The sequence below is a fragment of the Bradyrhizobium sp. CB82 genome (genome assembly GCF_029714405.1).
Classification (GTDB): domain Bacteria; phylum Pseudomonadota; class Alphaproteobacteria; order Rhizobiales; family Xanthobacteraceae; genus Bradyrhizobium.
Genome location: NZ_CP121650.1, coordinates 1,703,068 through 1,729,287 on the forward strand (window position 1 = coordinate 1,703,068; position 26,220 = coordinate 1,729,287).

At 64.5% G+C, this 26,220-nt stretch carries 19 protein-coding genes and 1 pseudogene; 10 read left to right on the top strand and 10 right to left on the bottom strand.

Going from position 1 to position 26,220, the window contains the following annotated elements:
* Positions 1 to 176: 176 nt before the first annotated feature.
* The 6 genes from QA640_RS08160 (at position 177) to QA640_RS08185 (ending at position 6,046) form a co-directional block, all read left to right on the top strand.
* Complete coding sequence (locus QA640_RS08160) at positions 177 to 1,562, top strand: M20 family metallopeptidase (protein WP_283040193.1); 1,386 nt, start codon at positions 177 to 179, stop codon at positions 1,560 to 1,562.
* An 84-nt stretch (positions 1,563 to 1,646) separates the two neighbouring features.
* Positions 1,647 to 2,561, top strand: a complete 915-nt coding sequence (locus QA640_RS08165) for an amino acid ABC transporter substrate-binding protein (RefSeq protein ID WP_283040194.1) — start codon at positions 1,647 to 1,649, stop codon at positions 2,559 to 2,561.
* A 272-nt stretch (positions 2,562 to 2,833) separates the two neighbouring features.
* Complete coding sequence (locus QA640_RS08170; RefSeq protein ID WP_283040195.1) at positions 2,834 to 3,565, top strand: amino acid ABC transporter permease; 732 nt, start codon at positions 2,834 to 2,836, stop codon at positions 3,563 to 3,565.
* Between the two features lie 2 nt (positions 3,566 to 3,567).
* Positions 3,568 to 4,260 (top strand): ABC transporter permease subunit, encoded by a 693-nt coding sequence (locus QA640_RS08175; protein WP_283040196.1) that lies wholly within the window; start codon positions 3,568 to 3,570, stop codon positions 4,258 to 4,260.
* A 9-nt stretch (positions 4,261 to 4,269) separates the two neighbouring features.
* Positions 4,270 to 5,001, top strand: a complete 732-nt coding sequence (locus QA640_RS08180) for an amino acid ABC transporter ATP-binding protein (RefSeq protein WP_283040197.1) — start codon at positions 4,270 to 4,272, stop codon at positions 4,999 to 5,001.
* Between the two features lie 184 nt (positions 5,002 to 5,185).
* Entirely contained in the window at positions 5,186 to 6,046 is an 861-nt protein-coding gene (locus QA640_RS08185) for a D-amino-acid transaminase (RefSeq protein ID WP_283040198.1), read from the top strand.
* Positions 6,047 to 6,255: 209 nt separating this feature from the next.
* Here QA640_RS08185 and QA640_RS08190 read toward each other — a convergent pair whose 3' ends face one another.
* From QA640_RS08190 to QA640_RS08200, 3 genes are all read right to left on the bottom strand, one after another.
* Complete coding sequence (locus QA640_RS08190) at positions 6,256 to 6,717, bottom strand: carboxymuconolactone decarboxylase family protein (protein WP_283040199.1); 462 nt, start codon at positions 6,715 to 6,717, stop codon at positions 6,256 to 6,258.
* Between the two features lie 20 nt (positions 6,718 to 6,737).
* A complete protein-coding gene (locus QA640_RS08195) occupies positions 6,738 to 8,354 on the bottom strand; it encodes an MDR family MFS transporter (protein ID WP_283040200.1) in 1,617 nt (538 codons plus the stop codon).
* Between the two features lie 115 nt (positions 8,355 to 8,469).
* On the bottom strand, positions 8,470 to 9,615 hold the full coding sequence (locus QA640_RS08200) for an HlyD family secretion protein (protein WP_283040201.1): 1,146 nt from the start codon (positions 9,613 to 9,615) through the stop codon (positions 8,470 to 8,472).
* Between the two features lie 142 nt (positions 9,616 to 9,757).
* Between QA640_RS08200 and QA640_RS08205 the strand changes: the two genes are divergently transcribed.
* Positions 9,758 to 10,669 carry a LysR family transcriptional regulator gene (locus QA640_RS08205; protein ID WP_283040202.1) on the top strand — a complete coding sequence of 304 codons (912 nt, stop codon included), beginning with the start codon at positions 9,758 to 9,760 and terminating at the stop codon, positions 10,667 to 10,669.
* Positions 10,670 to 10,778: 109 nt separating this feature from the next.
* Here QA640_RS08205 and QA640_RS08210 read toward each other — a convergent pair whose 3' ends face one another.
* A complete protein-coding gene (locus tag QA640_RS08210) occupies positions 10,779 to 14,210 on the bottom strand; it encodes an indolepyruvate ferredoxin oxidoreductase family protein (protein WP_283040203.1) in 3,432 nt (1,143 codons plus the stop codon).
* Positions 14,211 to 14,363: 153 nt separating this feature from the next.
* Between QA640_RS08210 and QA640_RS08215 the strand changes: the two genes are divergently transcribed.
* The gene (locus QA640_RS08215) at positions 14,364 to 14,819 is read left to right on the top strand and encodes an Lrp/AsnC family transcriptional regulator (RefSeq protein ID WP_283040204.1); all 456 of its coding nucleotides are present in this window, start codon (positions 14,364 to 14,366) and stop codon (positions 14,817 to 14,819) included.
* 35 nt (positions 14,820 to 14,854) lie between these two features.
* Here QA640_RS08215 and QA640_RS48265 read toward each other — a convergent pair.
* Positions 14,855 to 14,950, bottom strand: a pseudogene (locus QA640_RS48265) (2-keto-4-pentenoate hydratase); the annotation flags it as partial.
* A gap of 353 nt (positions 14,951 to 15,303) precedes the next feature.
* Between QA640_RS48265 and QA640_RS08220 the strand changes: the two are divergent.
* Positions 15,304 to 18,861: an EAL domain-containing protein gene (locus QA640_RS08220; RefSeq protein WP_283040205.1), complete on the top strand. Its 3,558-nt coding sequence runs from the start codon at positions 15,304 to 15,306 to the stop codon at positions 18,859 to 18,861.
* Here the strand turns inward: QA640_RS08220 and QA640_RS08225 are convergent.
* From QA640_RS08225 to QA640_RS08240, 4 genes are all read right to left on the bottom strand, one after another.
* Positions 18,835 to 19,176 carry a hypothetical protein gene (locus QA640_RS08225; RefSeq protein WP_283040206.1) on the bottom strand — a complete coding sequence of 114 codons (342 nt, stop codon included), beginning with the start codon at positions 19,174 to 19,176 and terminating at the stop codon, positions 18,835 to 18,837. The two genes, QA640_RS08220 and QA640_RS08225, sit on opposite strands and share 27 nt — an antisense overlap.
* Positions 19,177 to 19,439: 263 nt before the next feature.
* On the bottom strand, positions 19,440 to 20,246 hold the full coding sequence (locus tag QA640_RS08230; RefSeq protein WP_283040207.1) for a WecB/TagA/CpsF family glycosyltransferase: 807 nt from the start codon (positions 20,244 to 20,246) through the stop codon (positions 19,440 to 19,442).
* Complete coding sequence (locus tag QA640_RS08235; protein WP_283040208.1) at positions 20,239 to 22,521, bottom strand: GumC family protein; 2,283 nt, start codon at positions 22,519 to 22,521, stop codon at positions 20,239 to 20,241. The genes QA640_RS08230 and QA640_RS08235 overlap by 8 nt, the downstream gene beginning before the upstream one ends.
* A gap of 320 nt (positions 22,522 to 22,841) precedes the next feature.
* Positions 22,842 to 23,648 carry a class I SAM-dependent methyltransferase gene (locus QA640_RS08240; RefSeq protein ID WP_283040209.1) on the bottom strand — a complete coding sequence of 269 codons (807 nt, stop codon included), beginning with the start codon at positions 23,646 to 23,648 and terminating at the stop codon, positions 22,842 to 22,844.
* A 425-nt stretch (positions 23,649 to 24,073) separates the two neighbouring features.
* Between QA640_RS08240 and QA640_RS08245 the strand changes: the two genes are divergently transcribed.
* Complete coding sequence (locus QA640_RS08245; protein ID WP_283040210.1) at positions 24,074 to 25,102, top strand: glycosyltransferase family 2 protein; 1,029 nt, start codon at positions 24,074 to 24,076, stop codon at positions 25,100 to 25,102.
* Positions 25,103 to 25,208: 106 nt separating this feature from the next.
* Here the strand turns inward: QA640_RS08245 and QA640_RS08250 are convergent, their stop codons facing one another.
* Positions 25,209 to 26,126, bottom strand: coding sequence for a glycosyltransferase (locus tag QA640_RS08250; RefSeq protein WP_283042747.1), 918 nt, complete (start codon positions 26,124 to 26,126; stop codon positions 25,209 to 25,211).
* Positions 26,127 to 26,220: the final 94 nt, after the last annotated feature.

Here is a 26,220-nt window from a genome sequence, read left to right on the forward strand (position 1 = left end):
TTGTCCCTCGGCGCCACTATCCCCGGGCTCATCTCGATGCTATCGGTCCCCGGCAGCTGGCCAGGTTCTTGCTTTCGGCCGGCCGTTGGCCAGAGTCAATCGCCAGCTCCCGCCACTTCCGAAAGACGGCGTATCCCGCTACGCTTGTTCCAAATCCGGGCTTGAAGAAGAACGAAATGACCAGAGCCGACGCCATCGCCCGCGCAGTTGAGGATTTTTCATCCGGGACGTTCCTCGCAGAGCTCGACCGCCGCGTCGCCTATCGCACCGAAAGCCAGAATGCCTCGCGCGGCGCCGAGCTGCGTGCCTATCTGGAACAGGAGATGCGCCCCGCCTTTACCGCGCTCGATTTCGAGAGCCGGCTGGTGGAGTCGCCGAGCGGCAAGGCGCCATTCCTGATTGCCGAGCATATCGAGAGTGCGTCCGCGCCGACCGTGCTGGTCTATGGCCATGGCGATGTCGTCGACGGCATGGAAGGCGAGTGGCGCGACAATCGCGATCCCTGGCGCGCGACGACGTCAGGCCATCGCGTCTACGGCCGCGGCACCGCCGACAACAAGGGCCAGCACAGCATTAACATGGCCGCGCTCCGCGCCGTGCGCGCGGCGCGCGGCGGCAGGCTCGGCTTCAATGCCAAATTCATCGTCGAGATGGGCGAGGAGATCGGCTCGCCGGATCTGGCGAAGGTCTGCGATCTCAATCGCGAGGCGCTGAGGGCCGATCTGTTCATGGCCTCCGATGGCCCGCGCCTGTCCGCCGATCGCCCGACGCTATTCCTCGGCTGCCGCGGCGGTATCCGTATCCATCTCGACGTTAACTTGCGTGATGGCGGACATCACTCCGGCAATTGGGGTGGTGTGCTCGCCAACCCCGCGACCATTTTGGTGAACGCGATTTCCACGCTGGTCGACGGTCAGGGCCGCCTGCAGCTCGACGCGCTGAAGCCGCCGCGCCTCACCAACCAGATCCGCAGCTTCCTTGCCGATGTCAAAGTCGAGCCGACCGAGGACGAGCCATCGCTCGCCGAGAATTGGGGCGAGGACGGATTGTCGGCAGCCGAACGCCTCTACGCCTGGAACACGCTCGAGGTGCTGGCGATGTCGTCGGGCAATATCGAGAAGCCCGCGAACGCGATCCCCGGCCATGCCAACGCGGTGCTGCAGTTGCGCTTCGTGGTCGGCACAGGGATCGACGGCCTCGTCGAGGCGATCCGCGCGCATCTCGTCGCAAAGGGATTTCCGATGGTCGAGGTGCGGGCAGCGCAGAGCTTTGCCGCCTCACGGACCGATTTCGACAGCCCCTGGATCAAATGGGCCGCGGACTCCGTGCAAGCGACCACCGGCAAGGCGCCCGCGATCCTGCCGAACTTCGGCGGCTCGTTGCCGAACGACGTGTTCTCCGAGATTCTTGGTTTGCCGACGATCTGGGTGCCGCATTCCTATCCCGGCTGCTCCCAGCATGCGCCCAATGAGCACATCCTGCTGCCATTGACCGAAGAGGCCTTGACTGTGATGGCTGGCCTATTCTGGGATCTGGGCGAGCTGCCCCAGCCGTTAACCTGAGCCCACAATCCAGCCAAAAGTCACATTCTATTCCGGCCCGATTTGTGCTTGCATCCGCCGGCCATTCCATAAGGGGAGAAAAAAGTGAAACATTTCCGTAACTTCGGCCTCGTGCTCGCCGCCAGTCTGGCCGTCGCGAGCCAGGCCAGTGCCGAGGAGCTGACCGGGACGCTCAAGAACATCAAGGACACGGGCGCCATCACGCTCGGCTTCCGCGACTCCTCGATCCCGTTCTCCTATCTCGACGACAACCAGAAGCCCATCGGGTTCGCGATGGACATCTGCTACAAGATCGTCGACGCCGTGAAGAAGGAGCTCAAGCTCGACAAGCTCGAGGTCAAGCTCAACCCGGTGACCTCGGCGACGCGCATTCCGCTGATGGCCAATGGTACCATCGACCTCGAATGCGGCTCGACCACCAACAATGCCGAGCGGCAGAAGCAAGTCGCCTTCACCAATACCCACTTCCTGACCGCGAGTCGCTACGTGTTCAAGAAGTCGAGCGGCCTCAAATCGATCGATGATCTCAAGGGCAAGACGGTGGTCTCGACCGCCGGCACCACCAACATCAAGCAGCTCACCGAAGCCAATGTCGCGCGTAGCCTGGGTGCCAACATCATCCCGGCCAAGGACCACGCCGAAGCCTTCCTGATGGTGGAGACCGATCGCGCCGTGGCCTTCGTGATGGACGACATCCTGCTCGCCAGCCTCGTTGCCGGCTCCAAGAGCCCGTCCGACTACGTGATCTCCAAGGATGCGTTCTCCAAGCCCGAGCCCTACGGCATCATGCTGCGGAAGGACGACGCCGCCTTCAAGAAGGTGGTCGATGCAGCGACCGCCGCGCTCTATACCTCCGGCGAGGGAGAGAAGATCTACAACAAGTGGTTCATGGACAAGATCCCGCCGAAGGGCCTGAACCTCAACACGCCGATCTCGGCCGAATTGAAGAACGAGTTCGCCAAGCCGACGGACTCGCCGAACCCGGACGACTATAAGTAAGGCTCGATCTTTCCGCCCAAGCAGTGGCTCGTACATTGCATGAGCGGCGCAATACTCTTCGCCTCTCCCCGCGTACGGGGAGAGGCCGGATCGCATCGCAAGATGCGATCCGGGTGAGGGGAGTCTCCGCGAGTCCAGCTAGCAACTCCCTCGTGGAGAGTCCCCTCACCCCAACCCTCTCCCCCGCAAGCGGGGAAGGGGGCTAGGTAGCTGATCGCTGCAACGAGACTGATCTCATCCAGCAAGAGCTGGGTTGTTCGCGCGGGGGACTCGTGAACTATAATTGGAACTGGGGAATTTTCTTCCAGCCGAACCCGATGGGTACCGGTACCTATCTCGACATGCTGTTGTCGGGTTTGGTGCTGACGCTCGAGACCGCGGTGCTGGCCTGGATCATCGCATTGATCACCGGCTCGATCGTCGGCGTCATGCGCACGCTGCCGTCGAAGGCCGCCAACTGGTTCGGCTTCTGCTGGGTCGAGTTCTTCCGCAACATGCCGCTCTTGGTGCAGCTCTTCCTGTGGTACTTCGTGCTGCCGGAAATGCTGCCGAAGGCCGCCGGCCTGTGGCTGAAGCAACTGCCGAACGCGCCGTTCTGGACGGCGTCGATCGGCGTCGGCCTGTTCATGTCGGCCCGCGTCGCTGTGCAGTTGCAGGCGGGTATCGGCTCGCTGCCGCGCGGGCAGAAGATGGCGGCGACCGCGCTCGGTCTGACGACCGTGCAGGGCTATCGCTACGTGCTGCTGCCGATGGCTTTCCGCATCATCCTGCCGCCGCTGACCTCGGAGTTCCTGAACACCATCAAGAACACCGCGGTCGCCATCACCATCGGCCTGCTGGAACTGACCGGACAGGCGCGCTCGATGCAGGAGTTCTCGTTCCAGGTGTTCGAGGCCTTCACGGCCGCGACCATCCTCTATCTCCTCGTCAACGCCGTGGTCGTGACCGCGATGCGCTTCCTCGAGCGCTGGGTCGCGATCCCCGGCTACATCACGGGGAAATAGCGATGCTCGGCAGTTTCGATTTCGACGTCATCCGCCGCGCGCTGCCATACCTGTTCTATGAGGGCATGACGTTCACGCTGATGCTCACGGGGCTCGCCGCGCTCGGGGGCCTGATCTTCGGCACGGCGATCGCATTGATGCGGCTGTCAGGCTACAGGCTGCTCGGCCGCATCGCCGGGCTCTATGTCGACTTCATGCGCTCGCTGCCGCTGGTGCTCGTCATCTTCTGGTTCTACTTCCTGGTGCCCTATATCGGGCAGTGGCTGACCGGCGCGCCGCGGCCGATCAAGGTCGGCGCGTTCGCTTCCTCGCTCATCACCTTCATCATGTTCGAGGCGGCCTATTTCTCCGAGATCATGCGCGCCGGCATCCAGTCGATCTCGCGCGGGCAGCCGGCCGCGGCGAGCGCGCTCGGCCTGACCTACGGGCAGACCATGCGCTATGTCGTGCTGCCGCAGGCCTTCCGCAACATGCTGCCGGTGCTGATCACGCAAACCATCGTGCTGTTCCAGGACACCTCGCTGGTCTACGTGCTGTCGATCACGGATTTCCTGGGCGCCGCCAGCAAGGTCGCGCAGCGCGACGGGCGTCTCGTCGAGATGTACCTGTTCGCGGCCGTCGTCTACTTCACCATTTCCTGCATCGCGTCCTTCGGCGTTCGCCGCCTCCAGTCGCGCATCGCCATCATCCGCTAGAGCCCCGTCATGATCGAGATCAGTCACGTCGACAAATGGTACAGCGCCTCGTTTCAGGTGCTGAAGGATTGCACCACCAGTGTCGCCAAGGGCGAGGTGGTAGTGGTATGCGGCCCCTCGGGCTCGGGCAAATCCACGCTGATCAAATGCGTCAACGCGCTGGAGCCGTTCCAGAAGGGCGACATCGTCGTCGACGGCACCAAGGTCAACGATCCCAAGACCGATCTGCCGAAGCTGCGCGCGCGGGTCGGCATGGTGTTCCAGCATTTCGAGCTGTTCCCGCATCTCAAGATCATCGACAATCTCTGCCTCGCGCAGGAGAAGGTGATCGGGCGTGCGCACGACAAGGCGGTGACGAAGGGCATGCAGCTCCTGGAACGTGTCGGGTTGAAAGAGCAGGCGCATAAGTTTCCGGCGCAGCTCTCCGGCGGTCAGCAGCAGCGCGTCGCGATTGCGCGCGCGCTCGCGATGGACCCGATCGCCATGCTGTTCGACGAGCCGACCTCCGCGCTCGATCCCGAGATGATCAGCGAGGTGCTGGACGTCATGGTCGACCTCGCCCGCGAAGGCATGACCATGATGGTCGTGACCCACGAAATGGGCTTTGCCCGCAAGGTCGCCAACCGCGTGATCTTCATGGACCGCGGCGAGATCGTCGAGGATGCCCCGAAGGACGACTTCTTCGGCAAGCCCAGAAGCGACCGCGCGCAGAAGTTCTTGTCGAAGATTCTGTCGCACTAACTCCGTCGTCATTCCGGGATGCGCCGAAGGCGCAGGCCCGGAATCCATCGGGCGGCAGTACTCGCGGTGAAATGGTTTCCGGGCTCGCTTCGCGCCGCCCCGGAATGACGGGTTGAGGGTTTCGCGACATCGGCAAATCCCGTATACGGACGGGTAATCCCCCATTCCCACCAGGAGACCTCTCGTGGACTCGATCGCCTATGTCAACGGCTCATTCGTCCCGCTCTCGGACGCCAAAATCTCGGTCCTCGATCGCGGCTTCCTGTTCGCGGACGGCATCTACGAAGTCGCGGCGGTGCTTGACGGGAAGCTGGTCGACAATGCTTCGCATCTTGCCCGGCTCGAACGCTCGGTCGGCGAGATCAAGCTGAAGCTGCCGGAGACGGTCGAGCGCATCACCGAGATCCAGAAGGAGCTCGTCGCGCGCAACAAGCTCGCCAATGGTCTGGTCTATCTCGAAGTGACGCGCGGCGCCGACACGGGGCGCGACTTCGCTTTCCCCAAGGGCGACGTCAAGCCGACGCTGGTCATGTTTACGTCCGAGAAGGACATCATCAACGCGGCCTCGGCCAAGACCGGCATCAACGTCATCACGGTGCCCGACATCCGCTGGGAACGGCGCGACATCAAGAGCGTGGCGCTGCTTGCGCAGGTCTTGGCCAAGCAGGCCGCGGCCGAAGCCGGCGCGGGCGAAGCGTGGATGCTCGAGGACGGTTTTGTCACTGAAGGCGGCTCGTCGTCGGCATTCATCCTGACGCAGGACGACGTCATCGTGACCCGGCAGAATTCGAATTCCATTTTGCCGGGTTGCACCCGCAAGGCCGTGGTGGCGCTTGCCGAAGAACGCCAGCTCCGGGTCGAGGAGCGCGCCTTCACGGTCACTGAGGCGCTCGCCGCCAAGGAAGCTTTCATCACCTCCGCCTCGCTGTTCGTGCAGCCGGTGGTGGCGATCGACGGCAAGCAGGTCGGCGGCGGCAAGCCCGGCCCGATGGCGGCGCGCCTGCGCGAGATCTACGTGGAGTTCGCGAAGGCGACGGGGGTGTAGCGAACTTCGCTCGCAAACGAACGAGGGGCGCGACACGGTCGCCACACACTCCGCCGTCATCGCACCGGCTTGACCGGGCGATCCAGTACGCCGCGGCGTCTATCGTGAATCTCGCTGTCTCTGGAATACTGGATGCCCCGCCTGCGCGGGGCATGACAGTTGAGAGTGTGGAAGCAGCGTCGCGCTCATCACATCATCGACGGCATCCCTCACGCCACCGACGTTTTCACCTTCACAGGATGAACTGCCCGGAACGCGATCGCGATCCTGTTCCACGCATTGATGGCCCCGATCAGCATCGTCAGGTTGACCGTCTCCTCCTCGGAGAATTGCCCGCGCACCTGCTCGTAGACGAAGTCGGGCGCATGCGTTTGCGAGATCAGCGTCACCGACTCGGTCCAGGCCAATGCCGCGCGTTCGCGGTCGGTATAGAGCGGGGATTCGCGCCAGGCGTTGAGCAGGTAGATGCGCTGCTCAGTCTCGCCGCGCTTGCGCGCGTCCTCGGTGTGCATGTTGATGCAAAAGGCGCAGCCGTTGATTTGCGATGCGCGGATCTTGACGAGCTCGATCAGCGATTTTTCCAGGCCCGTTGACTGGATGTGAGTTTCCAGCGCGGTCAACGCCTTGATGGTCTCGGGGGCGGCCTGGTAGAAATTCATGCGCGGCTTCATGGTGGTTCTCCTTGGGTTGGTCAGTGGGCTCCGCCCGCCGAAACATGGCCGGGCTGCTTCAGGAAGAGGGACGCGATCAAGGCGACGATCAGGGCCGCGCCGAGCAAATAGAAGGTGTCGCTGAAGGCGAGGATGAAGGCCTGCTTCTGCACGACATGGCCGATCGCAACGTAGGCGCGATGCGCCGCGTCGGCGCGGTCGACGACGCCGTGATTGACGAAATACTGGGTTAGCTGCTCCAGCCGCGTGCGGGTCGCCTGCTCGAACACCGACACCGACTGCGTCAGCACATTGGAGTGATATTGCTCGCGCTTGGTCAACACGGTCTGCAACAGCGCGATGCCGACGGCGCCGCCGAGATTGCGCATCATGTTGAACAGGCCCGAGGCCGAGCCCGCATTCTCCGGCTCGATGCCGGCGGTGGCGACGGCCGACAGCGGCGCCATCACCAGCGCCTGGCCGATCGCGCGGACGATGTTGGGCCACATCAGCTGATCGGCGGCATAGTCGCTGGTCATATAGACGTTCATGAAGTTCGAGCCTGCAAACAGCACGAAGCCGATGCCGATGATGATCCGCGCATCGAAACGCTGCATCAGGCGCGGCACCAGCGGAATCAGCACGAGCTGCGGCAGCCCGGTCCAGGCCAGCACCATGCCGATCTGCTCGGCATTATAGCCCTGAATGCGTGCCAAATATTGCGGCAGGATGAACACGGAACCGTAGAGCGCGACGCCGAGCAGGAAATTCGCGAGCATGCCGAAGCCGAAATTGCGGCGGACCAGGAGGCGCAGATTGAGCAGCGGCTTCTCGACGGTCAACTCGATGATGAGGAACGCGGTCAGCGCGACGGTGGCGATGACGGACAGCTTGACGATGAAGGGCGAGCCGAACCAGTCGTCCTTGTTGCCTTCCTCCAGCACGGTCTGAAGCGCGGACAGGCCGATCGCCATGGTGATGATGCCGGCCCAGTCGCCGTCGCGCAGCAGCGCGAGCTTCATGGGCTTCGGTTCCAGCGCGTACCAGAGCATGCCGACCATGACCGCGCCCGGCACCAGGTTGACGTAGAAGATGTACTGCCAGCCAAGGTTCTCGGTGAGATAGCCGCCGATGGTCGGGCCGATCGCAGGGGCAAACGTCGCCGACAGCGCGAACAGCGCAAGGCCCACCGCCTGCTTGGCGCGCGGCAGCAGCGTGATGATGAGCGTGAAGGCCATTGGGATCAGAACGCCGCCGGTAAAGCCTTGCACTGCGCGCAGCACGATCATCTGCGGCAGGTCCTGTGCTAGAGCGCAGGCCGCCGAGAGAACCAGGAACAGGATCGCGTTGGTCAGCAGATAGACGCGGATTGAGAACACCTGCGCGAGCCAGCCGGAGAGTGGGATCACGACGATCTCCGCGATCAGATAGGAGGTCGAGATCCAGCCGCCGTCGTCGATGCCGGCGCCGATCGCGCCCTGGATGTCGGCAAGCGAAGCGTTGACGATCTGGATGTTCAGCACTGCCATGAAGGCGCCGAGGGTTGCGCCAATCACAGCGATCCAGGTTCTTGCGGAAGCCGCGGACGTGGCGGGCGCAGCCGGAGCCGGAATGGATGCGGCGGAAGCGGTGTTCAGGGCGGGTTGGAGCGTGCTCATGGAAGCCTCGTCTCGTTTGCGGAGACAGGATGCATTAGGCGGATAGTTTTGATAATTGCGCGAGTTCTGGAAGGATCGTCCGGCAAAGCTTGATAATCGGGTGACAGCGGCGGCCTTAGCCGCCGCCTGCCACGTGGCCGATGACGCGCGTGCCCGTTTCTTGCCCAGCCAGCACGGCCTGCTTGGTGTTGACGGTCGGCACCGCCGACATGCCGGGGCGTAGCAGGCCGCTCAAACTGTGATCGTCGAGCACGATCTTCACCGGCACGCGCTGCACGATCTTGGTGAAATTGCCGGTGGCGTTGTCAGGCGGCAGCAGCGCGAATTCCAGACCGCTCGCCGGCGACAGGCTGTCGACACGGCCGTGCAGCGTCTGATTGCGAAAACTATCGACGTGCAGTTGCACCGGCTGACCGGCGCGCACATGGGTGAGCTGCGTCTCCTTGAAGTTAGCGACGACATAGACCGCGTCCAGCGGCACGACCGCCATCAACTGCGTGCCGGCTTGCACGAGCTGGCCAACCCGTAGCGAACGGGCGCCGACCGTGCCGTCCACCGGTGCGGTGATTTGGGTGTAGGAGAGATTGAGCGAGGCCTGCTCCGCGACGGCACGGGCGCGTTCGAGCTGTGCCACGGCCTTGGCGCGCTCGGTGGTGAGCACGTCGACCTTGCGCTGCGCGGCTGAGAGGCCTGATTTCGCGTGCTGCAATTGCGCGTCGCTGGCGCGGAGCGCGGCGTCGGTCTGCTGTGCGCGCTGGATCGTACCGGAACCCGACTTCATCAGCTCGGCGTAACGCGCGCGCTCCTCCTGCGCGAATTTCAGATTGGCCTCTGCCGCAGCGACATCCGCCATGCTCTGTTCGATGATTGGCTGTTGCAGCTCGATCTGTGCATCGAGATTTCGCACCGAGGCCTCGCCGGCGGCAACGTCGGCGCGGGCCTGGTCGAGCGCAGCCTTGAAGTCGCGCTCGTCGATTCGCGCCAGCACCTGGCCCGCCCGAACCTTCTCATTGTCGCCGACCAGCACCTGGGCGATGTAGCCGGAGACCTTTGGCGCGATGATCGTGGAGTCCGCCTTCACATAGGCGTCATCAGTGGATTCGAGATAGCGCCCGGTGGTCAGGTAGTCGTAGCCAAAATCGCCCGCTGCCGCGACGCCGAGCATCAGGGCGAGCGCGATGGCTGCCCGCTTGATTGCCTGGCGCGACGGGCGAAGGCCGATTTTGGCAGTGGGTTCAGTGACATAAGCGACGTTCGACATGGCATCCTCACGACATTTCCGGGCGCCCCTTTGCGAAAGGAGGCGTCTTGTGACGGTAAGATGCGCTGTCCCGTCCATTGTGATAATCCCCAAAGAACTGGAAGCATTATCCAGCCACAGCGGATAATCGGAGGCCTCGATCATGGACCGCTTCACCAGCCTCACGGCCTTCGTCCGGGTGGTCGAAAACGGCGGATTCTCCGCCGCCGCCCGCCGCCTCAACATGTCGACGACCATGGTGAGCAACCACGTCCAGGCGCTGGAGGACCGGCTCGGCGTGCGTCTCCTCAACCGCACGACGCGGAAAGTGAGCCTCACCGAAATCGGCCAGGCCTATTACGACCGCTCGACCCAGATCCTCGCCGACCTCGAACAGGCCGACGACATCGCCGGCGCGCTGCAATCGACGCCGCGCGGCACGCTCCGCGTCCACACCGCCACCCACATGGTGCCGTTCGTCGCGCCGGTGGTGGCCGAATTCCTGTCGGCTTATTCGGAGGTGAAGGTCGACCTGCGCATGGGCGAGGCCAATGTCGACCTGATCGAGGAGGGCTATGACATCGCCTTGCGCATGACCTCGCCACCGGATTCAAGCCTGATCGTGCGAAGCCTCGCGACCTGGCGGCACGTGCTGTGCTGTTCGCACGACTATCTCGACAAGCATGGACGCGTGCAGCAGCTCGATGAACTCGCCGGGCACAATTGCGGTCGTCATCTGAACTATCCGTTCGGCGACGAATGGCGCTTCCTCGATCGGAAGGGAACGCCGGCATCGGTGCGCATCTCAGGCAGCCTCATCACCAACAGCGGGGAGGCGTTGCGCGAAGTGGCGCTGGCGGGCGCTGCGGTCTGCCTGATGGCCGGATTTCTGATCAGTGACGACCTCGAAGCCGGCCGTCTGGTACGGCTGCTGCCTGAATACCGAACGGTCGAACTCTCGATGAATGCGGTCTATCCGCATCGGCACCATTTGTCGGCGAAGGTCAGAACCTTCCTCGACATGCTGGTGCATCACAGTGCAGAGCAGCAAAAGCTGATCAACCCCTACTCCTAAAGCGGTGGGAGACGTGACGCCGGTTCCCCTGCATGGGCGCTTCCTGCGCCACGCATCAGAAGCCTTCGGCGGCGGTGCCTGTCCTCATTTTCGTGGACGCAGAGCCTCCTCAGGCAGCCCGGGCAGTTGCTGGCTGCGCCAGCAAGGATGCGACCTCGGCCTTGACCTTCGCGATCGCGGCGTCCTTCACCGGCCCGTAGCCACGAATGTCCATCGGCGCCTTGGCGATGGCCACGAGATCAGGCAGATGCGCGGTGTCGAGCCGACCGAGCATCACGTCGATCAGTCCCTCGTACCAGGCGATCAGCTCGCGTTCCGCGCGCCGTTCGGCCGTGTAGCCGAACGGATCGAACGGCGTGCCGCGCAGCCTCTTTAGCCGGGCGAGCACGGAGAGCGGCATCTGGATCCATTGCCCGAAGGCGCGCTTGCGCGGACGGCCGCGTGCGTCCCGCTTTGCGGGGAGGAAGGGCGGCGCCAGATGATAGTTGACCCTGAAATCGCCGTCGAATTCGCGCTTCAGAGTGTCGAGGAAGCCGGTCTGCATATGCAGGCGAGCCACCTCGTATTCGTCCTTGTAGGCCATCAGCTTGAACAGGGAGCGCACGACCGCGTCGGTTAGCGCAGCGTTGCCAAACCTGGATTCGGCGCGGCGAACCTTCGCGATCATCGCCCGATAGCGCGCCGCATACGCCGCGTCCTGATACGCAGTCAGGAATTCGGCACGACGGTCAATCATCTGATCGAGCGTCTCGGCGGCAGGAGAGCCTTCTGGCTTGGGAAGAGAATCCGGATCGGCCGCGGCGATCCGGCCCCAGGCAAAAGCCTGCTTGTTGCGCTCGACCGAGACGCCGTTGAGCTCGATCGCGCGGAGCAGCGCTTGCAGCGAGACCGGCACCAGTCCCTGCTGCCAGCCAAAGCCGAGCATGATGATGTTGGCATAGACGGCATCGCCGAGCAGGCGTTCGGCCAGAGCGTTCGCGTTGATGGTGTCGAGGTTGGTCTCGCCGATGACCTGGCGGATCGCGCGCAGGCGGGCGGGCGAGGCGAGATCGGCGTCGCGGAAGCGGACGACGTCGCCGGTCGGCATCTCCGCCGTGTTGATCGCGGCGCGCGTGCCGCGGCGATAGGTGCCGGAGGCCTTTGGCGAGGAGCTGACGACGAGGTCGCAGCCGATCAGCGCATCGGCGGCGCCCTGATCGATGCGCACCTGATGCAAGGCCTCCGGGCTCGCGGCGAGACGGATGTAGCTCAGCACGGGGCCAAATTTCTGCGCAAAGCCGGTGAAATCGAGAACCGAGACGCTGCGGCGTTCGAGATGCGCGGCCATGCCGATCAGCGCGCCGACCGTAATCACGCCGGTGCCGCCGACGCCGGTGACGAGCAGGTCGTAGGGGCGGTCGAGTGTTGCAGGTGCGGGCAGGGGAAGGGTGGCCGCACGGCCTGTCGCGTCAATGCTGCTTGCGGTCTTCGCCCGGCGCGTGGCACCCTCGACGGTCACAAAACTCGGACAAAAGCCGTTGAGGCAGGAAAAATCCTTGTTGCAGGCCGACAGGTTGATCTGGCGCTTTCGGCCGAACGGCGTGTCCTTCGGCTCGACGCTCAGGCAGTTGGACTCGACCGAGCAATCGCCACAGCCCTCGCAGACGAGGTCGTTGATGTAGGCAAAGCGCTTCGGATCGGTCATCTGGCCGCGCTTGCGCCGGCGGCGCTTCTCGGTGGCGCAGGTCTGCTGATAGATCAGCACCGAGACTCCGGGGATCTCGCGCAGCTCGCGCTGCACCGCGTCCATCTCCTCGCGCGGATGGATGGTCACGCCGCTGGGCAAATCGGCCGGGGAAAACTGCGCGGGATCGTCCGACACCAGCGCGATGCGAAAGACGCCTTCGGCGCGAAGGCTGTGCGCGATCGCGAGCACGCTGACGGGGCCGTCGACCGGCTGGCCGCCGGTCATCGCCACCGCGTCGTTGAACAGGATCTTGTAGGTGATGTTGGCTTTCGCGGCGATCGCCTGCCGGATCGCCATCGAGCCGGAGTGATAGTAGGTGCCTTCGCCGAGATTCTGGAACACGTGTCTGTGGCCGGTGAACCTTGACGACGCCGCCCAGTTCACGCCTTCGCCGCCCATCTGGATCAGCGACGAGGTCTCGCGGTCCATCCAGCTCGCCATGAAATGGCAGCCGATTCCGGCCAGCGCCTTGGAGCCTTCGGGGACTTTCGTGGACGTGTTGTGCGGGCAGCCCGAGCAGAAATAGGGCGTACGCGTCGCGCCGCTCACGGTGATCACGCGCTGTGCCTCCGGCGACAGCGCGGCCGCACGCGCGGCGAGGTTCAGTCCAGGAAACATCGGGTCGAGCCGCCGCGCCAAAACGCCGGCGAGTGCGCGTGGCGACAGTTCACCGGTCCAGGAGATCAGCCGCGCCCCTCGCTCGTCGTGCTTGCCGACCATGCGCTCCGGCTTTGCGCCGGGATAGTCGTAGAAATATTCCTTGAACTGGCTCTCGATGATGCCGCGCTTTTCCTCGACGACCAGGATCTCGCGCTTGCCCGTCACGAACTCCATGGCATCGTGCAGCGCCAGCGGCCAGACCATGCCGACCTTGTAGATGTCGATGCCGATGTTGCGGCAGGCGGCTTCATCGAGCCCCATCAGCCGCAGCGCCTCCATCAAATCGAGATGCGCCTTGCCTGTCGTGACGATGCCGTAGGTCGCGTGCGGAATGTCGTAGATGTGCCGGTCGATCGGATTGGCCTTTGCGAAGGCGTAGACCGCGTGCTTCTTCGCCTCCAGCCGCTCCTCGATCTGCGGTCCCGGCAGATCCGGCCAGCGATAGTGCAGGCCGCCCGGCGGCGGCGTGAAGTCGGGCGCGCGGAAGTTGCGCGGCGGACGCAGCGTGACGGAGGCGCCGGATTCCACGATCTCCGAGATCGCCTTGAAGCCGACCCACATGCCGGAGAAGCGGCTCAGCGCGTAGCCATATTCGCCGAACTCCAGATATTCGCTGACGCTGGCCGGATGCAGTGTCGGCATGAACCAGCTCATGAAGGCGACGTCGGACTGGTGCGGCATCGAGGAGGAGACGCAGCCATGGTCGTCGCCGGCGATCACCAGCACGCCGCCATGCGGCGAGGAGCCGTAGGCGTTACCGTGCTTCAGCGCGTCCCCGGAGCGGTCGACGCCGGGGCCCTTGCCGTACCAGAGCCCGAACACGCCCTGCACCTCGCGCTCGGCTTGAGTCTCGACCTGCTGCGAGCCGAGCACGGCGGTCGCGGCGAGATCTTCGTTCACCGCGGGCAGAAACTCGATGCGATCTCTGTTCAGGCGCTCCTTGATCCGCCACAGTTCGAGGTCGACGCCGCCGAGTGGCGAGCCGCGATAGCCGGAGATGAAGCCCGCGGTGTTCAGCCCCGCGGCGCGATCGCGCCGTGCCTGCTCGAGTGCGATGCGGACGATCGCCTGCGTGCCCGTGAGAAAGATGCGGCCGTCCTCGCGGTCGTAGCGGTCGGAGAGCTCGTAAACGTCGAGTGATGAAATGGCGTCCATGGCGGACCTCGCGTGCCGTCCCTGCCGGATAGGGAAGGTTAGTCCCTGATGGCTGGTAGGTCTTACCTATTCATCCCGTTTAGATGCCGATTTCGGTAGATTTTTGCATAAATATAGCTTCTGTGGTAAATTCATCCGAATTGGAGTGCCTCCATGATCGAAGAGCAGGACTCGCGGATTCTCGCCCATCTTCAGAAGGATGGCCGCGCCACCAACCAGCAGCTTGCCGATGAGATTGGCATGTCGACCTCGGCATGCTGGCGCCGGGTGCGCGCGCTGGAGGAGGCCGGAATCATCCAGGGCTATGCGGCGCTGGTCGCGCGCGAGCGGGCGGGGTTTGCAATGTCAGCGGTCCTGCATGTCTCGCTGGAGCGGCACGATGCAAAATTCGTCGACGAGTTCGTCTCGCGGGTGACGAAGCGCCGCGAGGTGCTGGAGTGCTTTGCGACGACAGGCGATGCCGACTATCACCTGCGCGTCGTGGTGCAGGACATGGCAGCCTACAACAAATTCCTCGACGAGTTCATGTTCCGGATTCCCGGCATCCGCTACGTCCGGAGCAACGTGATCCTCAAGGAGATCAAGACCGGCGTGGCGCTGCCGTTTTGAGAGGGCGCTCACAGCACTGCGGTATCGGGCGAGCTTTACTGCCCGTCCCGCACAAACCGGTTGCGCAGGGTGCCGATGCCGGTGATCGCGATCTCCACGACGTCGCCATGCCTGATGTCGGGCGACGCGCCAGGGCGGCGCTGACGCGCGTGAGGTGACCGGCCGAGACGATCGGCATAGCGTTCCTTCGATGCCCGCCATTGGCGGGCGTTGGTTGTTGAGCGTCATCGTCTCAAAACGCAGGCGCGATATCAATCTCCCGTAAACCAAATCAGGGCTGCAAATTCGTAAAGGAGCCGTGCGAGCAAGCCGCCCACCGGCGTGAGAGTCCGCTTCCACCGTAGTTTTGCGAGGGGTTTTGCATCGTTCGTTCGCTGCTCGTTCACTTTGATTGCGGGTTTGCAGGCCGCAATAACGACCACTTAGGCGATAGTCTCCGATAAAGTTCCCGGAAAAACGGCAGGAATGCCCAGGAGATGAGACCTTGCAGACGACCCTCGCGCGCACATTTGCAGCGTTGAGCGCCATCAACGAAGCGATCCTGTATGCGAGATCGCCGGACGAGCTGTACCAGAAGGTCTGCGACGCCGGGTTTTCGAGCGGGGACTTTTTGGCGGTCTCGGTGTTCCTGGTCGAGCCGGATGGACGGCGGCTGCGCTTTGCGGCCGGCCGCGGCGAGGACGTCGCCCGGCTGCGGTCTATCGACATCACGACCGAGGAAGGCACGCCGGAAGGATCAGGCGTCGGCGCTGAGGCGTTCCGCACGCAGCAGCTCTGCATCAGCAACGACTTCCTGAACGATCCGCGTTCGCTGGCCTGGCGCGAAGGCGCCATCAAGGCCGGCGTCGGTGCGGCCGCGGCGCTGCCGCTGATCTGCAACGGGAAGAGCGTAGGCGTGCTGTTCGCCTCGCGCACCGAGCCCGGATCGCTCGACGAGCAGATGGTCTCGCTGTTCACGCGCATGTCGGAGAACGTCGGCTTCGCGCTCGAGAATTTTGCGCGCGACGAGGAGAGGGCACGGATCGCCGCCGAGGAGGAACGGCTGGCGCGGATGTATGCCGCGCTCAGCGCCACCAACGAGGCGATCCTGCGCGCGCGATCGCGTGCCGAGCTGTTCGATCTGGTCTGCGAGGCGACCGTGCATGGCGCCAAGTTCGCCTCGACCACGATCTTCGTGGCCGATCATGAGGCCGAACTGCTCCGTGTCGCGTCAAGTTGTGGGCCGCATGCGGATGACTTGCGCCGCTATACCTTCGCCACGTCCGACAAGGTGCCGGAGGGGCGAGGGCTGACCGGAACGGCCTTCCGGACCTGCCAGACCTGTGTCAGCAACGACGTCCTGGCGGACGAGCGCATCAAGCCATGGCACGAGAGCGCGCGTCGCGCCGGCATACATTCTTCAGCCGCCTTGCCGCTGTTCAACGGCAACAGGGTTGAAGGTGCCTTCCTCTTCAATGCCGTGGAGCGCGACACATTCACTCCCGAGTTCGTCGAGCTGCTCCAGCGGCTGCAGGCGAACGTGGCCTTTGCGCTGGAAAATCTCGACCGCACGGAGGAGAAGGCGCGGGCCGACAGGCAGCGCGACAGGCTGAGCGGCATGTTCGAGGCGCTGTGCGCGACCAACGAAGCCATCATGCGCGCCAAGACGCGCGAGGAGCTGTTCGAGGTGGCCTGCCAGGCCGCCGTCCTCGGCGGCATGTTCGCCTCGGCCACCATCGCGATCATGGATCCGAAGCGCGAATTCGTCCGCGTCGTCGCGGCCAAGGGACCCAAGCACGACGCGACGATAGGCCGGATCTGCGTCATCTCCGCCGATCACCCCGAGGGCCGCGGCCTGATCGGGGCGTCCGTGCGGGCTCGCAAGCCCTGCGTGATGAACGACTATCTGAACGATCCGCGTTCCGAACATTGGCGCAGCAAGGCGATCGACGACGGCACTCGTGCGGCTGCCAGCTTCCCGCTTCTGCAAGCCGGTCGCGAGCCGATCGGCATCCTGCTGTTCCTGGCCCCCGAGGAAAACACGTTCACGCCCGACCTCGTCGAGCTGCTGGCGCGCCTCGCCGAAAACGTTGCCTTCGCGCTCGACAATTTCGACCGCGCCGAAGAGAAGGCTCGTACCGAGGAGCAGAAGGAGCGCCTGACGCTCATGTTCGCGGCGCTGAGCGCGACCAACGAGGCGATCATGCGGGCGAAGTCCCGTGCCGAGTTGTACGAGCTGGTCTGCCAAGCGGCGGTGCTCGGCGGCAAGTTCACCTCGACCACCATCGCGCTCGCCAGGAGCGACAGCGACCACCTCGAGATTGTCGCTACTGCGGGTCCATCCTCCGAGGCGACGCGGAACGTCAGGCTGTCCATCGACGCCGCGCGCCCCGAAGGCCGTGGCATGAGCGGTACGGCGTTCCGTACCCGGAAACCCTGCATCAGCAACGACTATCTGAACGACGACCGGGTCGCCGCGTTCCATGCCATCATCCGCAACCACCGGGCACGGTCGGGTGCCGCATTCCCGCTGATCGCGCACGATCAGGCCGTCGGCGTCATGATCTACATGTCGACCGAGCACGCGGCATTCACCGGCGAGTTCGTCGAGTTGCTCCAGCGCCTCGCCGACAACGTCTCCTTTGCCATGGAGAATTTCGATCGCGCCGACGAGAAGAACAAGGCCGACGAGCGCATCGAATATCTGGCGTCCCATGACAGCCTGACCAAGCTGCCGAACCGCGAGACGTTCAACGGACTCTTGCGCGCAGCAATCGATACGGCGCAGCGCCACGAGCACCGGTTCGCCCTGCTGTTCATCGACCTCGACCGGTTCAAGGTCATCAACGATTCGCTCGGCCACGAGGCCGGCGACCTGCTCCTGTTCGAAGTCGCCGGTCGCCTGCGCAGCGCGCTGCGGACGAGCGACGTGATAGCGCGGCTCGGCGGCGACGAGTTCGTGGTCATCCTCGACCAGTGCGGCAAGATCGACGACGTCCAGCGCATCGCAACTGGCCTTCTAACGACCCTCGCGCAGCCGATGGAGCTTGCCGGTCACGAGTGTCACACCACGGCCTCGATCGGCATCGCGATGTATCCGGCCAATGGCGCCGACGCGCAGACGCTGACCAAGAACGCCGACATGGCGATGTATCTCGCCAAGGAAGACGGCAAGAACGGCTACCGCTTCTTCTCCAACGAAGTAAAGACGCAGTCGATCGAGCGGCTGTCGCTGGAAAGCGCGCTCCGCAGGGCGCTGGAGCGCGAGCAGTTCACGCTGAACTACCAGCCCAAGGTGGACATGGGGACCGGCCAGATCACCGGCGTCGAGGCGCTGCTGCGCTGGACGCATCCCGAGCTCGGCAGCATATCGCCCGCGCAGTTCATCCCGCTCGCCGAAGAGACCGGCCTGATCGTTCCGATCGGCCGCTGGGTGCTGAAGGAGGCCTGTGCGCAGGCCATGGCCTGGCAGCGCAGCGGCCTCTTGCCGCTGTCGATGGCGGTCAACCTGTCGCCGCGGCAGTTCGCCGACGAGCACCTGTTGCAGGACGTCGACGAGGCGCTCGCGGCGAGCGGCATGTCGCCCGTGCTGCTCCAGCTCGAAGTCACCGAGAGCATGATGATGCGCAACGTCGGTCGCGCGTTGAAGGTGCTCGACGCCATTCAGAGCCGTGGCATTCGCCTCGCCATCGACGATTTCGGCACCGGCTATTCGTCGATGTCGCTGATGAAGCATTTCCCGATCGACACCATCAAGATCGACCGCTCGTTCGTGCGCGACCTGCCGCATGACAGCGAGGATCAGGCGATCGCGCAGGCGATCATCAGCATGGGCAAGACCCTCGGCATGACAGTGGTCGCCGAGGGCGTCGAGAATGCCGAGCAGGTGGCGTTCCTGCGCACCCATGGCTGCGACGAAATGCAGGGCTACCTGATCGCCAAGCCGCTGCCGGCGCGGCAGATGGCCGAGCTGCTGCGGCCCAAGGCGCCGCCGCTCCAGCCCGGGCAGGACACAGGCGACGAAACGGATGCCGCCTCACGGCTGAAACGCGCTGTCGTCTGACGGCAACGGGTGCAACTCGCGGATGGCGTGATCGTCACCCTCGGACCTGCTTGGAAAATCCTGGGCCCCCGTCAGCGACGTCTGCTCGACGAACAGTGCGAGGATCGTGTGCGCGCCTTCGGCGAAGCTGGCGCTTTCGGTCAAGCCCAGCGCGCGACACCACGTGCCGCTCATCGGCTCATGGTCGTCGAAAACCGCCATGGCGGGCCCCCACCACCAGGCCGGCGCCGGCGAGCGCTGCTCCTCCGGCACGGCGCGCCAGCGGACGAACTCGTCCATCACGCGCTCGAACTCCAGGCGTTGAGCCTGATGCATTGCTTCGGTGCTCCCCGTCCAGCGCCGGAAACAGGCCGACGACGCACAGACTCCATGACGGCCCGCGGTGAGAAATTCGCTCGCGCAAATCCTGGCGAGCCATTCAGGCCGACCTCATCGTCAGCCACGCGGGTAACGGGCGACTGGGCTTTTGCCGGCGCCGACCGCGTTGGCGTGTTCTAGCCGCCAAGGCTAGCGCCGGCAAGCCACGGGTCTACGGATGCCTAACCCGAGATTAGCAGAAGCCGCGCCGTGCCGCCACGCTAGCGATTGAACGGCTGCTTGCGGCTGAACAGGAGGTAGAGTGCGCGGGGATTGGTGGTCAGATAGCGCCAGAACAGGCGACGCGGCTCGAGCAGTGTGCGCCAGGCCCATTCCAGTCCGATCGTCTGCATCCATTTCGGCGCGCGGCTCCGGCTGCCGGACAGGAAGTTGAACAGGCCGCCGGCGGTCTTGATGACGCCGACATTGGTGAGATGTGGCGTGTACTCCTCGACGAAGGTTTGTTCGAAGGGAACGCCGAGCGCGACCCAGAGATAATCGGGCGCGAGCGCGTTGATCTCGTCGACCTTGGCTCGCAGCGCATCGCCGCGCAGATAGCCATGGCTGTGTCCGACAATTTTGAGATCCGGATACATCCTCTGAACCTTGGCGACGGCGGCGGTGTTCTCGGCCTCGCTGGCACCCAGCATGTAGAACGTCCGGCCCGCGGCTTCGGCCTTGCGGGCGACGACATGGAAGAGGTCGGTGGTCGCGACGCGCTCGGGCAGCGGGAACCATGATTGCAGCCTTGAGGCGGCAACCAGCGGCTGGCCATCGGCATTGATCAGATCGGCGGAGCGGAACAGGCGCTCGGTCTGCGGCTCGGTCGAGCAGCGTGCCAGAACTTCGCCGTTGGCGGAGGTCAGATAGAGCGGGCGGCCGACGCGATGACGCGGGTCGGTCGCCGCGATCATGAAATCGGCCGTCGCTTCCAGGTCGAGCGCGGCCATGCGAAGTCCGCCCACCGTGATACGGGGCACGTCGGCGGTCGCGGTGCGTCCGACCAGATTGACGCGGCGCTCAAGCATATTGTTTGCCTCGCTGGCGCGATGGGGTCGCGGGATAGAGCTCGTTGAGGATGACGCCGACGAGCTTGCGTTCGGCTCCGCCGAGCGCGGTGAGGATGTCTTCCATGGCGTCGTTGATGTCGAGGTGGATGGGCAGCACGGCCACCAGGGCGTCGGCTGCGTCGAGCAGCTTGCGGTCGGCGGTCAGCGGCATCGCCGGCCCATCGAGAATCACGAGATCGGTGCCGCCTGCGGAACGTGTCCGTGCCACCGCCTTGCGGATGGCATCAGTGGCCTTGCCGGCATCGCCGCCAGTGACGGGCAGCACCGAAATGCCGTTCGCGGTCTTGATCTCGCGTGAGGCTTTGTTGCCGATCGAGAGCCAGCCGAACCGGCCCGGCTCGCTCTTGCGGGGGCGGTCGATCTTGCCGGAGAGCCTGCGCTCCTGGTGGTCGGTGTCAATCATCAGCACGCGCGTGCCGTCGCGAGCGGCGGCGAGCGCGAAGTTCAACGCGGCGACGCTGCGGTCGGCCGTGGCGCCGGCGCCGACGATCGCAATCACCGGCATGGTCTTGCCTGCCGCATGCCGCGTCGCAGCAGCGCGCATATCGCGCATCGCGTTGATCAGCGTCGTCAACGGAAATCCGGGATGGAGCGTCGGCCAGCCCAGCCGGGTGAGATCGACCGTGTTGTCGACAGCGAGGATGGCACCGAGCGTACGCATGACGTCGGCTTCCTGGAGGCGTGCGATCAGCGGCTTTTCGACCAGCGTCAGCGGCGGCGCCTGTGGCACGGCCGCATTGTCGGGCGAAGCTGTTGCAGCCTCCGGAACTGTCGTGCGCTCGCGGCGGGTCGGCTCGGGCTCCATTGCGCCGGCGGACAATTGCCTGGCGGCGACGAACCAGCCGGCGGCGGCGAGCGCGCCAAACAAGAAGCCGATCATGGCGAACAGGCTCATGGCCGGCGGGAACGAGCGCCGCTGCGGCACCGTGGCCTCGCCGATCACGCGGGCAGCCGATGTGTTCAGGCTTTCCTGCTCCTCCGTCTCGCGCGAGCGCTTCAGGAAGGATTGATAGACGTCGCGGCTGGCCTCGGCCTCGCGCTCGAGTTCGCGCAGGCGCACCGCGGCCTGGCTGAGCTGCACGCTCTGTCGCTTCTGCGTTTCCAGCGCCCTGTTCAGCGACGCCTCGTAGTCCCGCGCGCGTGTCAGGTCGTTCTTGGCGGCCTGGGCGTAGCGGTCGATTTCCTCGTTGATGGTGCGCTTGAGATCCTCGACCTGCTTCTCGGTCTGGCGCAGCGCCGGATGGCGCGGCCCGAGCTCGGCGGTCTGCTCCGCGTATTTCTTGCGCGCATCGGCATATTGCGCGCGCAAGTTCGCGATGGTCGGCGATTGCAGCGCTTCCGGAATGGCGCCGGCATCGGTCGCGGTGCGCCGGCTCGCCTCGATCTGATCGTACCGCGCCTGTGCGTCCAGCGTCGCGGCGCGAGCCGCGGCAAGCCGCTGATTGCTGGCGGAAAGCTGCTGGTCGCTGATCAGCGTGTCCTGGGTGCCGACGAAATTGTTCTGGGCCTTGTAGGTCGCAAGCGCGGTTTCGGCCGTGCGCAGCCGCTCGCGCAGTTCCTTCAGCCGGCCGGACAGGTCGTTGGTGGCGCGCCGCGCCGCCAAGGCCTGCGAGTTGCGCGACTCCGCCAGATAGACGTTGGTCAGCGTATTGGCGAGCATCGCCGCCTTCGCCGGATCGGTCGACCAGACCTCGACGTCGACGATGAAGCTCTTCTCGGTCTTGCGGATCGTGATGTGCCGGTTCAGCGCTTCCAGCGCGCCAAGCTGAACTTCCTTCCTTTCGTCCGCGGAAGGAGCACGGCCCTGTAGACCGATCAGGCCAAGCAACGACGACATCAGGCTCCTGCCGTCGCTGCCGCCGAATTCGGGGTCCTGCTCGAGATTGGCCTGCTGGATGACCTGGAGGAGGACGCTGTTGGAGGTGATCAAGCGCGCCTGGCTCTCCACCACCATGGACATGCCGGAAACGTCCTGCGCGCGCGGCGTCAGCTCGCGATCGACGAGCTGCAGCTCGCGCGGATCGACATAGAGCTGAGCGGTTGCGGTGTAGCGGGGCGTCAGGCTCTTGCCGACGGCGACGGCGAGGCTCGCTCCGATCAGACCGGCGGCCGCGATCGCGCCCTTGCGTTGCCAGAGCAGCCGGGCGAGCTCGAGCACGTTGAAGCCGGCCGATGGCGCTGGCTGCCTGACCTCGCGCGTCGATCGCTCTATCGGCTGGTCATAGTCAAGCATGATCCCCAGCTTTCAATCCAACTGCCGTAGGCTGAGGGTTAGTCTTCGGGTTACGCGCTGCGCCGCCGATATGGGCGCTGAACAAACGCAACAGGGAAAATTAACCATACCCATTGAGGGACTATTCACCGAAATGGCAAACAAAGCGTTTAAGCGCATGCGAGGGCGCGGCGCGTCGTTGTGACGCTTCCACAGCCGCAGTCCGCCAGAGATTAACGGTTCGTTACCGCGCACTCTCCGAAGCGTGCGCGCGTGCGACGGCGCAGCGTCGCGGGCAGGGCCCGCATCTTCGAATTGCAGGTGCGCCGTCGTCACGGTTGTCAGCGTTTTCGCAGGATGACGTGATAGTCGCCGCGTCGCACGTCGGTGCCGCGCGGAAGCAGGAAATTCAGCACCGCTGCGCTGGCATCGACGAGAGCCGCGAACAGCGGCTTGCGCTTGCGCATTTCGGCATAGCGCGGGCTTTCGACCTCGCGGCGGTAGATCGTCTCGAGCCCGAGCGCGGCGGCAAACGCCTCGAGATTGGGCAGCGTCACCAGGGGATGGAAGAAGGTCGGGAACGGCGGCTCGCCGGGCTCGCCCGCATTCTTGATGCCGCGAACGTGGCGGTAGAACCAGACGTGGAACCAGTGCGGCGAATATTTGGTGACGACGCCGGACAGCGAGCGTGGATTGGGCGCGCCGATCAGGATCATTCCGCCGCGCCTCAACGCCTCGCAAAAATTCTTCAGCGCGGCCTCGGCGTCAGGCAGATGCTCGATCACGTTGTAGCAGATGACAAGATCGACGCTCTCCGGCTCGAAGCGGTAGGTTTGAACGTCGCCGAGGATCGCTTCCTGGGCGTAGTCGTTGTTGCGGATCTGGTCTTCGTCGATGTCGACGACGGTGACGTGGCCGCGGTTGAGGATTTCCAGCGGCAGGAAGCTGCTGGAGCCGCCGCCGGCCTCGTAGATCGCGAGCTCGCCCGGTGGCAGCTCGCGGCGCAGGACGTCGTGAACGGCGAGCAGGCTGTCGCGCGCCTCGCCCGAGACGAGGTCGAGCAGTGCCTGGGTGTGTGCCGGCGCAGTGATGATGCTCGCATCAGTGCGGATCGCAGTCGCGAAATCGATCGTGGCTTGTTTATTCATGTTCCTCAATCGCGCGGGTTCGTTTCAAATTACAGGGAATCTCTCGCACGCCCGAAGAGCAAATTCGATGCCGCCGCCGTGCCAACGGTTACGGTGCTTACGGTTGGGTTAATGCGAGGGGCCGTTAACTACGGCATCGTCCGCATCGTACTGCGGCGGCGCGCTGGATCGGATATTGCAGAAGCACCTCGACGCAAATTCGCGAGGTAAATCGCGTGAAAAGCGGTGATGTGGATGATGATTGGCTTGCAGGCGAGGCTAGATTCAGCGGTTTGCGCAATTGCGGGCGGCGTGGTGGCGTTGGCCGGTACGCCGCAAGGTGCCGCGGGACGGCGCCATATTGGGACATCTGTGTTTCGCTCCAGCCTTGCTGTGCCGTCCCGGCGCAGGGGTTTCTCAACACATCTCGGCCATTCAACGATATCATGAACTTGATCCCGACCGACCTCTCCACGAGTTGCATCACCGATGCCGTGCGCGATCCCAACCGGGAGATCGCCGCTAGCTCGCGCGTGCTCGACCTGTCCCTCGGCATCGTCGTGTGCATTCCCTGCTTTCGCCGGCCTCAGCATTTGCGGCTGACGCTTGAGTCGCTGGCGGGCCAGCGCACCGCGCGCTCCTTCGCCGTGGTCATGGTGGAGAACGACGCTGCGCGGCGCGAGAGCGCGCCGATCGCAGCCGAATTCCTGGCTACCGGAAAACTTCAGGGCATCTGCCTGGTCGAAAAGCGGCAGGGCAATTGTCAGGCGATCAACGCCGCGTTCGAAACCGCGCATGCGTTGTTTCCGCTAGCCAACCGTTTCCTGATGATCGACGACGATGAGATCGCCTCGCCCGACTGGCTCGAGCTGATGATTCGTAGCGCGGAAGCGACCGGCGCCGATGTCGTCGGCGGTCCGGTGCTGCCGATTTTCGACGACGACAGCAAGCCCTGGCTCGCGCGCCATCCCGCCTTCTGCCCGGCCTACGACTACACCGGCGCGGTGCCGCTGATCTATGGCTGTGGCAACTGCCTGATCACGCGTTCGGTGTTCGACCGGCTCGGCAGTCCGGCTTTCGATCTCCGTTTCAATTTTCTCGGTGGTGGCGACTGCGATTTCTTCGTGCGATGCCGGAATGCCGGCATGGCGTTCCACTGGACCGCGGAAGCCGTGATCACCGAGACGGTGCCGCAAAGCCGCACGAGCCTGGGGTGGATCGCAAAACGTGGCCTGCGCATCGGAGCGATCAATTATCGGGTGCAGTTCAAGGCCGCAAAGACCGCGACGGCACGGACGCGTGTGTTTGCGGCGATGCTGGGAAGACTGCCGCTGTCGCTGGTCCGCGCGGCGCGCTTGTCGTTCACGACCAAAGCCGTCGTGGCGATGCATCCCGTGATGGTCGCGTTCGGCAGCGCGCTCGCAGCGTTTGGCATCGAGCAGCGGCCGTATGAGGCCTCGAAGATCGTCTGCTGACGCCTGAAGCACGATTTCCGCGCAAACGCGGAACGCGTTTGCGCGGAAATCGTGCGCAAACACGGGGCCAAAGCGCGATGACGATTCAACTCAACGCCAATACGCTCTAGATGCCAAGCCGGGCGAGAACGAGCTTTGCGAAGGATCGCGGCAGCGCGGCGAGCGACCGTTGCCCGACCATGCGCATATAGCGGAGGGCATCGCCATAATGGCCGAAGCGGACCGCCTGGGTCGCCGCATAGGTGATGAGATGGATTTCGGCCGCCCGCCGCAAGCCCGGCCGGCTCTCCGGCGCGAGCTTGCCGAGGATCAACTCGTCGGCAAAGACGCGCTCCACCGCCGGAAAGAAATCGCGCGGCGAGCGCGCGGCTGCATTCATGGTATTCGCGGTGTGGACGCGATAGTCGAGGAGCAGCACGGGCACGAACTGGAATTCGCCGGTCGCGGCCAGGCGGCACCAGCAATGCCAGTCCTCGCACAAGCTGAGCCGCTCGTCGAAACCGCCCGCCGCCCGGAACGCAACGGTGCGCACCAGCATGATGCCGCCGTTGACGATGAAGTTACCGCGAGCGAGCCGCGCGAGCACATTTCCTGACGGCTTCTTGCGCCCTTGCAGGAGGCCGCGCCGGCCGATGGGCCGTCCGTCACCGTCAATCAGATCGTAGTCGCCATAAACGAGAGCGGCGTCGGGCGCGGCCTTCGCGGCCGCGACCAGCGTAGCCACCGCGCCGGAGCGCAGACGATCGTCGGCGTCGAGGAACAACAGCCACGTGCCGCGCGCCGTCTGCGCGCCGAGATTTCGCGCGGCCGAGACGCCTGCCCGCTCGTTCGTGATCAGGTGCACCCGGCTGTCACCGATGGATCGGACGATCGCCGCGGTATCGTCGCTCGAGCCGTCGTCGATGACGATGACTTCCCCGACATCCGCGCTTTGAGCGAGCGCGCTGTCGATCGTCTCGCGGATATAGGCAACGGCGTTCTTGGCGGGAATGATGATGGAGACGAAGCTCGCCGAACGCGCAATCCTGTCGGCGCGCTTGTCGGTGGACGACGGCGTGCCGGGCGGTGGATCAAGGATGGCGCCGGCGGTGATCAATTGACGCCTCGTCGTCTGGAGC